General features: G+C 40.8%; 11 protein-coding genes. 7 read left to right on the forward strand and 4 right to left on the reverse strand.

The genetic code is table 11. The annotated features are described in order from the left end of the window. Window positions 1-37 precede the first annotated feature (37 nt). From MTN96_RS11705 to adk, 5 genes are all read left to right on the forward strand, one after another. Window positions 38-364: a YbaB/EbfC family nucleoid-associated protein gene (locus MTN96_RS11705; protein ID WP_004588122.1), complete on the forward strand. Its 327-nt coding sequence runs from the start codon at window positions 38-40 to the stop codon at window positions 362-364. A 6-nt stretch (window positions 365-370) separates the two neighbouring features. Continuing rightward, on the forward strand, window positions 371-979 hold the full coding sequence (recR, locus tag MTN96_RS11710) for a recombination mediator RecR (protein ID WP_004588121.1): 609 nt from the start codon (window positions 371-373) through the stop codon (window positions 977-979). 266 nt (window positions 980-1,245) lie between these two features. After that, the gene (locus MTN96_RS11715; protein WP_248531669.1) at window positions 1,246-3,150 is read left to right on the forward strand and encodes an MFS transporter; all 1,905 of its coding nucleotides are present in this window, start codon (window positions 1,246-1,248) and stop codon (window positions 3,148-3,150) included. Window positions 3,151-3,295: 145 nt separating this feature from the next. Next, window positions 3,296-5,209 (forward strand): molecular chaperone HtpG, encoded by a 1,914-nt coding sequence (gene htpG, locus MTN96_RS11720; RefSeq protein ID WP_248531671.1) that lies wholly within the window; start codon window positions 3,296-3,298, stop codon window positions 5,207-5,209. A 182-nt stretch (window positions 5,210-5,391) separates the two neighbouring features. Next, window positions 5,392-6,036 (forward strand): adenylate kinase, encoded by a 645-nt coding sequence (adk, locus tag MTN96_RS11725; protein ID WP_004588118.1) that lies wholly within the window; start codon window positions 5,392-5,394, stop codon window positions 6,034-6,036. Window positions 6,037-6,149: 113 nt separating this feature from the next. Here the strand turns inward: adk and tpx are convergent, their stop codons facing one another. Beyond that, entirely contained in the window at window positions 6,150-6,737 is a 588-nt protein-coding gene (tpx, locus tag MTN96_RS11730) for a thiol peroxidase (protein WP_004588117.1), read from the reverse strand. A gap of 216 nt (window positions 6,738-6,953) precedes the next feature. Between tpx and MTN96_RS11735 the strand changes: the two genes are divergently transcribed. Together MTN96_RS11735 and MTN96_RS11740 are read left to right on the forward strand one after the other, a co-directional pair. Beyond that, window positions 6,954-7,958 (forward strand): response regulator, encoded by a 1,005-nt coding sequence (locus MTN96_RS11735; protein ID WP_004588116.1) that lies wholly within the window; start codon window positions 6,954-6,956, stop codon window positions 7,956-7,958. Between the two features lie 3 nt (window positions 7,959-7,961). Next, window positions 7,962-8,933: a diguanylate cyclase gene (locus MTN96_RS11740; RefSeq protein ID WP_004588115.1), complete on the forward strand. Its 972-nt coding sequence runs from the start codon at window positions 7,962-7,964 to the stop codon at window positions 8,931-8,933. A gap of 151 nt (window positions 8,934-9,084) precedes the next feature. Here MTN96_RS11740 and MTN96_RS11745 read toward each other — a convergent pair whose 3' ends face one another. Genes MTN96_RS11745 through MTN96_RS11755 form a run of 3 tightly spaced genes read right to left on the reverse strand, consistent with a single transcriptional unit; the run spans window position 9,085 to window position 13,849 of the window. After that, on the reverse strand, window positions 9,085-10,599 hold the full coding sequence (locus MTN96_RS11745; protein WP_248531673.1) for a SpoVR family protein: 1,515 nt from the start codon (window positions 10,597-10,599) through the stop codon (window positions 9,085-9,087). Window positions 10,600-10,616: 17 nt separating this feature from the next. Continuing rightward, a complete protein-coding gene (locus MTN96_RS11750) occupies window positions 10,617-11,900 on the reverse strand; it encodes a YeaH/YhbH family protein (protein WP_054983102.1) in 1,284 nt (427 codons plus the stop codon). A 26-nt stretch (window positions 11,901-11,926) separates the two neighbouring features. Beyond that, window positions 11,927-13,849, reverse strand: a complete 1,923-nt coding sequence (locus MTN96_RS11755; RefSeq protein WP_024033371.1) for a PrkA family serine protein kinase — start codon at window positions 13,847-13,849, stop codon at window positions 11,927-11,929. Between the last annotated feature and the right edge of the window lie 58 nt (window positions 13,850-13,907).

The raw sequence follows: 13,907 nt of genomic DNA on the forward strand, positions 1-13,907 counted from the left end.
TCATGACAACTAGAGTTTAAAAGAAAGAGAGAAAATTATGTTTAAAGGTGGAATGGGTAACATGATGAAGCAAGCGCAGCAAATGCAAGAGCGCATGCAAAAAGCCCAAGACGAAATCGCGACAATGGAAGTTGTTGGCGAAGCCGGCGCAGGCCTTGTAAAAGTAACCATGCTTGGTAATCATAATGTGCGTCGTGTTGAGCTTGATGAAAGCCTTATGGAAGACGACAAAGACATGATTGAAGATTTACTTGCTGCAGCATGTAACGATGCTGTTCGCCGCGTTGCTGACGAAACGCAAGAGCGTATGGGCAAAGTAACTGGCGGTATGCAATTACCACCAGGTATGAAAATGCCGTTTTAAGCAAATATGCAACTTTCAGATAGTTTAACGCAGCTTATAGAAGCGCTACGTTGCCAACCGGGTATTGGTCCTAAGTCGGCTCAGCGCATTGCGTTTCATTTATTAGAGCGCGATCGTAAAGGCGGTACTCAACTTGGTAACGCATTGACCAAAGCCATGGGCGCGGTTGGGCATTGTCAGTCGTGCCGCACTTTTACTGAGCAAGCGCAGTGTGATATTTGCTTAAGTACAAAACGCCAAGACAGTGGTGTGCTGTGTGTTGTTGAATCGCCTACCGATGTGTTGGCAATAGAGCAAACAGGCCAATACCTTGGTTTATATTTTGTACTTATGGGGCATTTATCGCCAATTGACGGTATTGGCCCTAAAGAAATAGGCCTTGATATACTTGAACAAAAGCTCTCTCACGGCGGTATTAACGAAGTGATTTTAGCTACCAACCCCACGGTTGAGGGCGAAACCACTGCACATTATATTGCCCAGCTTTGCCATAAATATAAAGTAGGGGCCTCGCGTATAGCGCATGGTATACCTGTTGGTGGCGAGCTTGATTTAGTAGATGGCACAACGTTAATGCATGCATTTAGTGGCCGCCGAGCGGTTATGCAGGACTAACACAACTATCTGAAATCGTTTTAAAAGCCTACATAGTAAAATATGTGGGCTTTTTTGTGTTTGCTATTTAATTACCGTATAACGTGTGTGAGTTTGCCGGTAATCATATTAAATTAATAAATGAGTTAAACTTGGCGACGTTGTGTTATAAATTATTGACTAACAAAAACTAGATAACGTGATAGTTGCACGGCTCACGCGCCTTAAAAATATCGCTCAAGTTGGTATAAAAACATCAGGAATTTATCTGATTAGTAAGGAGTACTATGCAAAATAATAAACACGACAATAAAGGCGGTTTACTCAGCAGTAAGCGCTTTTTACCGCTATTTGTAACGCAGTTTTTGTCGGCTATGAATGATAATGTGTATAAGCAATCCGTGCTTATATTGTTAGTGTTTCAAGCTGCAACCCTTGGCGATGGTGCGCTGTATTCAAACCTTGCAGCGGGCTTATTTATATTACCGTTTTTTTTATTTTCAGGAATGGCGGGGCAACTAGCCGAAAAAACAGAAAAATCAAAGCTGATCCGGCTTGTTAAATTTTGCGAAATACCGATTATGGTTATTGGCGCAGCCTCTATTTTTACGCAATATGTGTGGCTAATGCTGACCACCGTGTTTTTTATGGGCTTGCAAAGTACTTTTTTTGGCCCGCTTAAGTATTCAATATTACCGCAGCATGTGGCGCCTAACGAATTAACAAAAGCCAATGGCTTGGTTGAGTCTGCCACTTTTGTAGCTATTTTAATTGGTACTATTTTTGGCACCTATTACATTACTCAAACAACAGGTCCAACAATTATTAGTATTGCCGTGCTGGTACTTGCGGTACTTGGCTTTTTCAGCAGCCGCTTTATTCCTATAAGCCAAGCCAATAATCCTAATTTGCACTTTACCTATAATATTTTTTCATCCACTAAAAATGTATTTAAAGCGCTTAATGCTCAAACAGAATCGGTTGGTAAATCGGTGTTGGGTATAAGCTGGTTTTGGCTAATAGGCGCGGTTATTTTAACGGCATTACCTAATTACGTTAAGCATGTAATGGGTGGCGATGAACTCGTTGTAACCAGTGCGCTGGTGGTGTTTTCGCTAAGCATTGCCGTGGGGTCTTTGTTGTGCGAAAAGCTCTCGCGCTCACGTATTGAGCTGGGCATTGTACCTTTTGGCGCTATTTTAATTACGCTATTTTTGTATTTATTAAGCCAAGAGCCGGCTATTAGTGAATATATTGCGCCCTCTGAAAATTTATTAACGCTTAAACAAGTGCTTAATACAGGCGACATGGTATGGCATTTTGTTTGGATGGCAGGTATTGGTATTGCATCCGGCTTTTATACTGTGCCGCTGTATGCGCTTATTCAACAGCGTACCGAGGAGGCAAGTCGTTCACGGGTGATAGCTGCTAATAATGTGCTTAATGCGCTCTTTATGGTTGGCAGTGCCATATTAAGTATTGTAACGCTCTCTGTTTTAGAGTGGCATATTTCGTCGTTACTATTGCTTTTGGCGGGGCTTAATTTGCTTATCTCTATTTATATTTACACTAAGGTACCGGAATTTTTCTTGCGCTTTGTTATCTATATTTTAGCTATATGCATGTATCGTGTGCGCACAAAAGGGCATGAAAATATTCCAAGCGAAGGCGCAGCCGTTATTGTAGCTAACCATGTAAGCTTTGTAGATTGGATGTTTATTTTAGCCACTTCGCCTAGGCCTATACGCTTTATGGTGTTTGCCCCAATTTATTATTCAAAAGCGCTGCATTGGCTATTTAAAATGGCAAAAGCTATTCCAATTGATAGCGAAAAAGCCAACCCAAAGGCGTTTGCAAAAGCATTTGATGAGGTTGCCGCAGCGCTTGAACGCGGTGAGTTAGTTGGTATTTTTCCTGAAGGAAAACTAACAAGTAATGGCGAAATGGACATGTTTAGGCGGGGCATTGAGCGCATTATAGCGCGCACACCTGTGCCTGTTGTACCCGTTCACTTAGGTGGCTTGTGGGGCAGTATGTTTAGCCGTAAAGCCAAGTGGCAACTACCACGCCTTAAATGGTCTTTAGTATCGGTAAATGTGGGAGAGCCGATTGAAGCTGAGCAGGTAAGTGCTAACTATTTACACGAACAAGTCAGCGCTTTAAAAGCCCAGCACGCTAAAAATACACCATAGTTAAACCCTAAAAGCCACATTTTTATGTGGCTTTTTATTTATGTCAGCACAAAAGCTGCTTTTTTAAATTTTTCCCTTGAAGTTATTCCACCTCACCCCATATTAAGTGCATAACGCAGACACTTTGCTAATTGGAGATACATAAATGACTGCAGCACAAAAAGAAACATTAGGCTTTCAAACAGAAGTAAAACAACTATTAAACTTAATGATTCATTCGTTATATTCGAATAAAGAAATATTTTTACGTGAGCTTGTATCAAATGCATCAGATGCCGCCGATAAGCTACGCTTTTTAGCGCTTTCAAATGGCGACCTTTACCAAGGTGATGCCGATTTACGTGTACGTATTAGCGCAGATAAAGAGGCAAACACAATTACCATTTCTGACAATGGTATAGGTATGACGCGTGAAGAAGTGATTAGTTCTTTAGGAACTATTGCTAAGTCGGGTACTGCTGAGTTTTTCAAAAACTTAACCGGCGACCAAAGCAAAGACTCGCAATTAATTGGTCAATTTGGTGTTGGTTTTTACTCGGCATTTATTGTGGCTGATGAAGTGACAGTGCGCACGCGTAAAGCGGGTGAAACCCAAGCGTACGAGTGGCAGTCACAAGGTGAAGGTGAGTACACGTTACAAGAAATTGAAAAAGAAGGCCGTGGTACGGATATCATTTTACACCTGCGTGATGAAGAAAAAGAATACGCGGATGAATACCGTTTACGTAGCATCGTTACTAAATACTCAGATCATATTTCTACGCCTGTACAAATGTATAAAGCAGAAGTGCCTGAGTCTGAAGGCGAAGACGGCGAAAAAATCCCTGCAGTTCCAGGTGAGTGGGAAAGCATTAACCGTGCAACCGCTTTATGGACACGTGATAAGTCAGAGGTTTCTGATGAAGAATACAAAGAGTTTTACAAGCATGTAAGCCATGATTGGGAAGAGCCGCTAAACTGGGCGCACAATAAAGTAGAAGGTAAAACTGAGTACACAAGCTTATTGTATATCCCTAAAAAAGCGCCGTTCGATTTATGGAACCGTGAGCGCCAAAGTGGCTTAAAACTGTATGTTCAACGTGTCTTTATTATGGATGACGCTGAGCAATTTATGCCAAGCTACCTGCGCTTTGTAAAAGGCTTACTTGATTCAAACGATTTACCACTAAATGTATCGCGCGAAATTTTACAAGATAACAAAGTAACGCAAGCGATTCGTAAAGGGTGTACGTCTCGTATCTTAAAAATGCTAGAGCGTATGGCTAAAAACAAAGCCGAAGACTACCAAACATTTTGGAACGAGTTTGGCCAAGTAATCAAAGAAGGCCCAGCAGAAGATACAGCGAATAAAGAAGCGATTGCTAAATTGTTACGCTTCTCATCTACGCATACCGACTCAGAAACGCAAGATGTATCGCTTGAGCAATACATTGAGCGTATGAACGATGAGCAAGATAAAATTTACTACGTGGTTGCTGATTCGTTTACAGCGGCTAAAAACTCGCCGCACTTAGAAATCTTCCGCAAAAAAGGCATCGAAGTATTATTACTAAGTGACCGTGTTGATGAGTGGATGATGAGCCACTTAACTGAGTTTAACGAAAAATCATTCCAGTCAATTACCCGTGGCGACCTTGATTTAGGTAAGCTTGACGACGAAGAAACAAAAAAAGCGCAAGAAGAGTCTGAAAAAGAAGTAGAAGGCTTAATTGAGCGCATTAAAACAGCGCTAGGCGAAGAAGTTAAAGAAGTACGCTTTACGCATCGCTTAACAGACTCTCCTGCCTGTGTGGTTAGCGATGAGAACGACATGAGCTCGCAAATGCAAAAGCTTATGGAGTCAGTAGGGCAACCTGTACCAGAGGCTAAGCCAGTGTTTGAGCTTAACCCTGAGCATCAGTTAGTTAAGCACTTAAACGATGAGCAAGACGAAGATAAGTTTGCACAGTGGTCTCATGTATTACTAGACCAAGCTTTACTTGCTGAACGCGGTACATTAAAAGATCCTACCGGGTTCGTAACACGTTTAAACAAGTTAATGCTTGATTTAAATAAGTAAGGCTAACAGGCTCTTTTAATTGCTAAAAGAGCCTAAAATATAACCATAATTATAAAGGAAGCGTATGCTTCCTTTTTTTATGCGCTCTAAAGTAGGCAATTAGTATAAGTTGCTTGAGTATCTGCAGCGCTTGTGGAAGAATTCAGGCTTTAAAATAAATATCCATACTAGGGGACAATGATATGCGCATTATTCTTTTGGGCGCGCCAGGTGCTGGTAAAGGTACTCAAGCTCAGTTTTTAATGGACAAATACGGTATTCCACAAATTTCTACCGGTGATATGCTTCGTGCAGCCATTAAAGAAGGTACACCACTTGGCTTAGAAGCGAAAAAAGTAATGGATGCAGGTCAGTTAATTTCTGACGATATCATCATTGGTTTAGTGAAAGAGCGTATTGCTAAACCAGACTGCGAACAAGGCTTTTTACTTGATGGCTTCCCACGTACCATTCCACAAGCAGATGCTATGAAAGAAAATGGCGTTGTGGTTGATCACGTTATTGAGTTTGACGTTGCTGATGAAGTAATTGTTGAGCGTATGGGTGGACGTCGCGTACATCCTGGCTCTGGCCGTGTTTATCACGTTGTTTACAACCCACCAAAAGTGGAAGGTAAAGACGATGAAACAGGCGAAGAGCTTATTATTCGTGCAGATGACACGGAAGAAACAGTTCGTAAACGTTTAGCTATTTACCATGAGCAAACTATGCCATTGGTTGATTACTACCAAGCTGAAGCGCAAGCAGGTAACACGCAGTACCATAAAATTGATGGTACGCAAGCTGTTGAAACAGTAAGCCAGCAACTAGCAGAGCTTTTAGGTTAATATAATCTAAACACAGCTTAGGTATTAAAAAACCGCCCTCGGGCGGTTTTTATGTATTTATTAGCTTTTAATAATTTAAAATTAAACCATTAAAGGTCAACACGCCCTGTTACCTATAACGTTTTTAGCTTTTCTATTACTGGGTCGTAGTTTGGCTCGGTAGATAAATTAGACACTAGCTGTTTGTATATCACTGTATGGCTTTTATCTAAAATAAGCACAGCGCGAGTTAGTAGCCCCATATCTTTTATAATTAAGCCATATTTTTGGCCAAAGTCTCGCCATACAGAGTCAGAAAGGGCTGTTACTTTATCGATGTTTTCAGCATTACAAAAGCGTTTTTGAGCAAAAGGTAAATCAGCACTGATGGTCAGTATTGCGATAGCAGGAAATTGCGTCGCTACTTTTTCATTAAAATGTTTGGTTTGTAAGCTACAAATGCCTGTATCTAAACTCGGCACCACACTGATTAATACAGCTTGCCCTTTATAATCATTAAGATTTACAGGGGCAAAACCACCATCAACCACTTTAAAATTTGGCGCATTATCACCTACACTTACACCTTTACCTAACAAAGTGACAGGCTTACCCTGAGCAGAGACCTTACCTGCATCAAGCGTGTTTTCTGGGTACTGTGATGCGTGCCCAACTGAGCTTAAAGCCAGTGTGCTTAGTGCAAAAATAAGAGAGCGTACCATAGGTTATTTCCTTTTAAATTAACGCAATAGGTTTGAGTGTATTATACTCAATATCACTGACCAAGCGATTAAATATCACTGTAAAAGTAATAATAAGTTCTGTGATATATAAATTGTAAACTGCATGAACTTTTATTAACATGTAGTTACAAAATGTATCTTTAATAAAGTCATAAGGCCTATTGACAACATTGGGTTAAATAATAGAGAGATAGTATGTCAACATCCGTATTAATATGTGACGACTCAAAATTAGCGAGGCGCCAGCTAGCTCGCTCTTTACCAGATGACTGGGATATTAAAGTAGAGTTTGCTCAAGATGGTGTTGATTGCATCAAAAAACTAAAAATAATCGAGCCCGAAATCCTTTTTCTTGATTTAAACATGCCTGAAATGGACGGTTACGAAGTCCTTATGGCCATGAAAGAGCAAGGCCTTAATATTCTAACCGTGGTTGTATCTGGCGATATTCAGCCAAATGCGCACCAGCGCGTACTTGAATTAGGCGCCATTGATTTTATCCAAAAACCTTGCTCACCTGAAAAACTGGCCGATATTATCGAGCATCATGGCATTAAAGATAAAGCCATGCGCGAGCGCCTTGCTCATTCTTTAGGTGAACAAGTAGACCCAGATGTGCGCGATATATACCAAGAGCTTACAAATGTCGCTATGGGCCAAGCAGGCGATTTGCTTGCACGGCTTTTGAATGTGTTTGTAGAGCTGCCAATTCCGAATGTGAATGTGCTTGAAGTTAATGAACTGGATATGGCGCTGCAGTCAATTGACAATAATGCTGCCACATCAGGGGTGTGCCAAGGCTTTATTGGTGGTGGCGTATCGGGCGAGGCATTACTTTTATTAAACGACTCAAGCTTTAAAGAAATTGCGTCACTGATGAATTACGACGGTGAGCTTAACGACAAAGTTGAGCTTGAGCTACTTATGGATATTAGTAATATTTTAATAGGCTCAATTTTAACGGGGCTTTCTAAACAGCTAGATATGTCTTTTAGCCAAGGTCATCCCATTGTACTTGGCCAACATCGCGATGTATCTGAATTGGTTAAATCAAATAAATCTCGTTGGCAAAGAACCTTAGCGATAGAAATAAGCTACGGCATCGAAAACCACGATATTAACTGCGATCTTATGCTGTTATTTACCGAAGATTCACTTAAAACTTTGAAATACAAAGTTGCTTACCTATTAGAAGACTAAGTTATGGCCGCTGATTTAGAAATGAATGAGATCCATTGGTTAATGGATATGTTTAACACGGTTGATGTGGGCCTGGTTGTACTGGATAGAAATTATAAAGTGTGTGTGTGGAATGGCTTTATGGAAAACCATTCTGGGCTATTACCAAGTGCTGTAAAAGACAAAGACCTATTTGATTTATTTCCTTCGATTGATGAGAAATGGTTTAGAAGCAAGTCAGAGTCTGTATTTGTACTTAAAAACCGCTCTTTTACTATCTGGGAGCAGCAACCTTACATCTTTCGTTTTAAAAACTACCGCCCCATTACCGGTAAAGCAGATTACATGTACCAAAATGCGACCTTTATTCCACTTACCAACACTCTGGGTGAGGTCAGTCATATTTGTATCATTATTTATGATGTTACCGATGTGGCGGTCAATAAAAAAGAATTAGAAGATTTAAATAAGCGTTTAGAGCAAGTAAGCCAAACCGACAGCTTAACGCAACTGTTTAACCGTGGGCATTGGGAAAGCACACTGCACCAAGAGTTTTTACGTGTTAAGCGCAGCGGTGGCAGCAGCACATTATTGATGTTTGATATCGATCATTTTAAAAAAATTAATGATGAGCATGGCCATAGTTGTGGCGATGAAGCGCTACGCCACCTTTCAGAACTGCTACGAACGACGCTTCGCGAAACCGATATAGCAGGGCGTTATGGTGGGGAGGAGTTTGTTGTTACTTTACTCGATACCGACAAGCAAGGCGCAGCAACTTTTGCCGAGCGCATAAGAGCGTTAATAGAAGCCAACCCTTTTGTTTATAAAAACACAAAAATAGAGATGACTGTGAGTGTTGGTTTTGCAGGAAATAGCCCTGACTTTGCAAAACATGAGCGGTGGATTGAAGCCGCTGACAAAGCCCTGTATCACTCAAAAGAGCATGGCCGTAACAGAGTAACCGATTTTGAGGATATAAAAAATGACGCATAAGCGTCTTTTTTATGCGCTGCTAAAATTAAGGCAGCGGTAATATTACTGCTAAATTAAAGTAACCAAGGATGCACCTAATTGCGCTGCAAGCTTTGGCAGTAAATCCTTAACAAGGGCTTGGTTAAAGTGCCGTTTTTATCAGCCGTTTTATTTACTCTGTAGTATGGCGAGTATCATCTGCTGGGCATTGGCCAAGAGTAGACACATCGCCTGTACTGGTCTCTTGCTCTAATTGAACCTTGAATCCCCATAACCTGTAAAGGTGTTTTAGCACTTCTTTATGCGAGTCAGCAAGGGGGATATTATTGTGAGGAACATAACGCAACGTTAAAGAACGATCGCCTCTAACATCAACATTATATACTTGAATGTTAGGTTCGTGATTACTCAAATTATATTGCGCTGAAAGCGCTTCGCGTACAGCCTGATAACCGCTATCATCATGTATTGCGCCTACCTCTAGATGTGGATTACGGCTGTGATCGACAATAGTAAATAGCTTAAAATTACGAATTAACTTAGGTGATAAAAATTGGCTTATGAAACTTTCATCTTTAAAGTTTTCCATCGCAAAATGTAGTGTGTCTAGCCAATTAGTGCCTGCATATTCAGGAAACCAGCGTCTATCCTCATCTGTTGGGTTTTCGCAAATACGGCGAATATCCACCATCATATTAAAACCCAATGCATACGGGTTTATACCTGAATAGTAATTGCTGTTATAAGGTGGCTGATAAACCACGTTGGTATGGCTTTGCAAAAACTCCATCATAAAGGAGTCGGTTAATTTACCTTCATCATATAAGTGGTTTAAAATGGTGTAGTGCCAAAAGGTGGCCCAGCCTTCGTTCATCACTTGGGTTTGTTTTTGCGGATAAAAATATTGCGATATCTTTCGTACAATACGTATTATTTCTCGCTGCCAAGACTCTAATAAAGGCGCGTTTTTCTCAATAAAGTATAAAATGTTTTCTTGCGGCTCTTGCGGAAAATGTCTCTCTTGCTTTTTAGCTTCTTGCTGTTGAGCGGGGATAGTGCGCCATAGCTCGTTTACTTGAGATTGCATGTAGTCTTCACGCTCTTTTTGGCGTTTTTGCTCTTCAAAAAGGGAAATTTGCTGCGGGCGTTTATATCTATCTACGCCGTAATTCATCAATGCGTGACACGAATCAATTAAGCTTTCTACTTGTGTAATACCGTATTTTTCTTCGCAGCGGCTAATGTAATTTTTAGCAAACACTAAGTAATCTATGATGGAGTCGGCGTCAGTCCATGTTTTAAATAAGTAGTTTCCTTTAAAAAATGAGTTATGGCCATAACAGGCATGCGCCATAACCAGTGCCTGCATAGGGAGTGTGTTTTCTTCCATTAAATAAGCAATACAGGGGTTTGAATTAATCACAATTTCGTAAGCCAGCCCCATTTGCCCACGCTTATAATTTTGTTCGGTTTGTATAAATTTTTTACCATATGACCAATGGCTGTAGCCTATAGGCATGCCAACGCTTGAATAAGCATCCATCATTTGCTCAGCTGTTATTACCTCAATTTGGTTAGGGTAAGTGTCTAACCGGTAATGCGCTGCAACACGGGCTATTTCAGTTTGGTATTGCTCAAGCAGCTCAAAGGTCCAATCTGGGCCATCGCTAATTCGTTCAGTGCTCATAGTAAACCTCGCTTAGGCTAAGCAGCCCCTTGTTGTTGACGATTTTTTTTAAATAGCTCCCTAAACATAGGGTAAATGTCTTCAACACTTTGAATATGTTGTATTGCAAAGTTGCTATGGGTTTGGGTGATGTTTTGATATTCGCGCCATAAGCTTTGGTGCGCACGCGTGGTAATTTCTATATAGGCAAAGTAGCGTACCGCATTAAGTAGCTTATTGCGTAATATTTCACCGCAGTGTGGGGTGTCGTCTGCCCAGTTATCGCCATCAGATGCTTGCGCTGCGTATATATTCCATTGCTCTGAATCATAGCGCTCTTTTATTATTTCGTTCATTAATTTAAGGGCACTGGAGACAATAGTGCCGCCAGTTTCTTGAGAATAAAAAAACTCTTGTTCGTCGACCTCTTTAGCTTGTGTGTGGTGGCGTATATACACCACCTCAATGTCTTTATAACTTCGGGTCAAAAATTGATACAGCAAAATATAAAAACGCTTTGCCATGTCTTTTGTGGCCTGATCCATTGAGCCTGATACATCCATAATACAAAACATAACGGCTTTGCTGGTGGGGTGGGGGCGTTTTTCATAATTACGAAAACGTAAGTCGTAATTATCAATAAATGGTACGGCTTTTATTTGCTGTTTAAGTTGCTCAATTTCCTCTTGTAATAACGCAATGATGGCTTGGTCGCTGTTGGCTTGCTCACGCTCCATCGCAAGTTGGCCTTCAAGCTCTGCTAGGCGCCTTTTTTTACCCGCACTCATGGCGACTCTTCTGGCGAGTGAGCCCTGTAATGAGCGTACTATATCAATATTACTGGGCATACCATCGCTACAAAAACCAGCCCGATGAGTTTTCATTTGTACAAGCTTATCTAGCTGGTTTTCTTGTAAGTTGGGCAGTTCTAGGTCTTCAAAGAGTAAATCAAGGTATTCATCTTTAGAAATAGAAAACACAAAGTCATCTTGGCCTTCGCCTGAATCACTTGCATCGCCATCGCCTGCGCCACCACCTTGGCCGCCTTTAGGGCGCTCAATTTTGTCACCTGTTGAAAATTGATCGTTGCCAGGGTGAATTTGTTCTCTGTCGCCCCCTTTACCTTGGTGAAAAATGGGCTCGCTAATATCTCGTTGCGGGATAGATATACTCTCTCCTGAACTTGAGTCGGTAACGCTGCGTTTATTAACCGCATCAGACACTGCTTCTTTTATTTGCTTTTTATAGCGCCTAATAAAGCGCTGACGATTAAGCGTGCTTTTGTTTTTACCATTTAAGCGTCTATCTATAAAATGCGCCATACTGTTCCCCCTAAACTACATGAAGGTTACTGCGATTTTCTAACCCGTAAATACCACTCAGAAAGTAAACGCACTTGTTTTTGCGTGTAGCCTTTTTCAACCATGCGGTTAACAAAGTCCTCGTGTTTTTGTTGATCCTCAGCGGAGGTTTTTGTATTAAAGGAAATAACAGGGAGTAGATCTTCGGTATTTGAGAACATTTTTTTCTCAATCACAGTGCGTAGTTTTTCGTAGCTTGTCCATAACGGGTTTTTACCATTATTGTGAGCGCGTGCACGTAATACAAAGTTAACTATTTCGTTCCTAAAATCTTTGGGATTAGAAATGCCGGCGGGTTTTTCTATTTTTTCAAGTTCTGCATTTAACGAGGCGCGGTCAAATAACTGTCCTGTATCTGGGTCTCTGTATTCTTGATCTTGTATCCAAAAATCAGCATAAATCACATAGCGGTCAAAAATATTTTGGCCATATTCAGAGTATGACTCTAAATACGCGGTTTGTAGTTCTTTACCAATAAACTCAACATATTGCGGAATTAAATAGCCTTTTAAAAAACTTAAATAGCGCTCTTCCACTTCGGCGCTAAATTGTTCACGCTCTATTTGTTGCTCCAAAACATAAAATAAATGCACCGGATTAGCTGCAACCTCGGTGGTATCAAAATTAAATACGCGCGACAAAATTTTAAAAGCAAAACGAGTGGAAAGGCCGGTCATGCCTTCATCTACCCCTGCGTAATCACGATACTCCTGGTAAGACTTTGCTTTAGGGTCGGTATCTTTTAGGGTTTCACCATCATAGACCCGCATTTTTGAGTAAATACTAGAGTTTTCAGGCTCTTTTAATCGAGATAAGGTAGTAAATTGCGCTAACGCTTTAAGCGTACCTGGTGCACACGGTGCACTGGCAAGTTCACTATGTTGAATAAGTTTGTCGTAGATTTTTATTTCTTCGGTCACGCGCAGGCAATAAGGGACCTTTACAATGTAAACACGATCTAAAAACGCTTCATTGTTTTTATTATTTTTAAATGTTTGCCATTCAGACTCATTTGAGTGGGCTAAAATCATGCCGTTAAAGGGCAGAGCGCTAATACCTTCAGTACCGTTGTAGTTACCCTCTTGCGTTGCGGTAAGGAGTGGATGCAGCACCTTGATAGGGGCTTTAAACATTTCTACAAACTCCATTAAACCTTGGTTTGCTAAACATAAAGAGCCTGAGTAAGCGTAGGCATCGGGGTCGTTTTGAGCAAAGTGCTCAAGCTGGCGAATATCTACTTTGCCCACCAATGCAGAAATATCTTGATTATTTTCATCACCGGGTTCGGTTTTGGCTATACCTATTTGATTTAAAATAGAGGGGTAGCGTTTGACGACTCTAAATTGGCTAATATCGCCGTTAAATTCTTTTAATCGTTTACCAGCCCATGGCGACATAATCGTTTTTAAATAACGTGGTTTAATACCGTATTCTTTTTCGAGAACGCTGGCATCTTCTACTGGGTCAAACAAACTGAGAGGGTGATCGTTTACCGGAGAGCCTTTAATTGAATAGATAGGCACTTGTTGCATTAAATATTTTAGTTTTTCTGCAATTGAAGATTTACCTCCCCCAACAGGGCCAAGTAAATAAAGGACTTGTTTGCATTCTTCTAGGCCTTGAGCCGCATGCTTTAGATAGGAGACAATTTGTTCTATGGCATCTTCCATGCCGTAAAAGTCTGCAAAGGCAGGGTAGCGTGCAACCACTCTATTAGAAAATAACCGGCTTAAACGTGCATCGGTTGCAGTATCAACCATTTGCGGCTCGCCTATTGCCATAAGTAAACGCTCAGGGGCGCTGGCATAAGCTGATTTGTCATTTTTACAAATTTCTAGAAATTCGCTAATGCTGTATTCTTCTTCTTGTGCTGCTTCGTATCGTGCTTGGTAGTGCTCAAAAATAGTCATAATAACCTCCGAAACCCGCTTTAAAAAGGTGCTTACTTTTTAAAGTTTAGTCAGAGAT

The sequence above is a fragment of the Pseudoalteromonas sp. 2CM28B genome (genome assembly GCF_023161935.1).

Bases quoted from the DNA above. Each gene is read 5' to 3' on its own strand.
- recR (WP_004588121.1), top strand. From the start codon at position 371: ATGCAACTTTCAGATAGTTTAACGCAGCTTATAGAAGCGCTACGTTGC.
- MTN96_RS11740 (WP_004588115.1), top strand. From the start codon at position 7,962: ATGGCCGCTGATTTAGAAATGAATGAGATCCATTGGTTAATGGATATG.
- MTN96_RS11750 (WP_054983102.1), bottom strand. From the start codon at position 11,900: ATGGCGCATTTTATAGATAGACGCTTAAATGGTAAAAACAAAAGCACG.
- MTN96_RS11715 (WP_248531669.1), top strand. From the start codon at position 1,246: ATGCAAAATAATAAACACGACAATAAAGGCGGTTTACTCAGCAGTAAG.
- MTN96_RS11745 (WP_248531673.1), bottom strand. From the start codon at position 10,599: ATGAGCACTGAACGAATTAGCGATGGCCCAGATTGGACCTTTGAGCTG.
- MTN96_RS11705 (WP_004588122.1), top strand. From the start codon at position 38: ATGTTTAAAGGTGGAATGGGTAACATGATGAAGCAAGCGCAGCAAATG.
- MTN96_RS11735 (WP_004588116.1), top strand. From the start codon at position 6,954: ATGTCAACATCCGTATTAATATGTGACGACTCAAAATTAGCGAGGCGC.
- htpG (WP_248531671.1), top strand. From the start codon at position 3,296: ATGACTGCAGCACAAAAAGAAACATTAGGCTTTCAAACAGAAGTAAAA.
- adk (WP_004588118.1), top strand. From the start codon at position 5,392: ATGCGCATTATTCTTTTGGGCGCGCCAGGTGCTGGTAAAGGTACTCAA.
- MTN96_RS11755 (WP_024033371.1), bottom strand. From the start codon at position 13,849: ATGACTATTTTTGAGCACTACCAAGCACGATACGAAGCAGCACAAGAA.
- tpx (WP_004588117.1), bottom strand. From the start codon at position 6,737: ATGGTACGCTCTCTTATTTTTGCACTAAGCACACTGGCTTTAAGCTCA.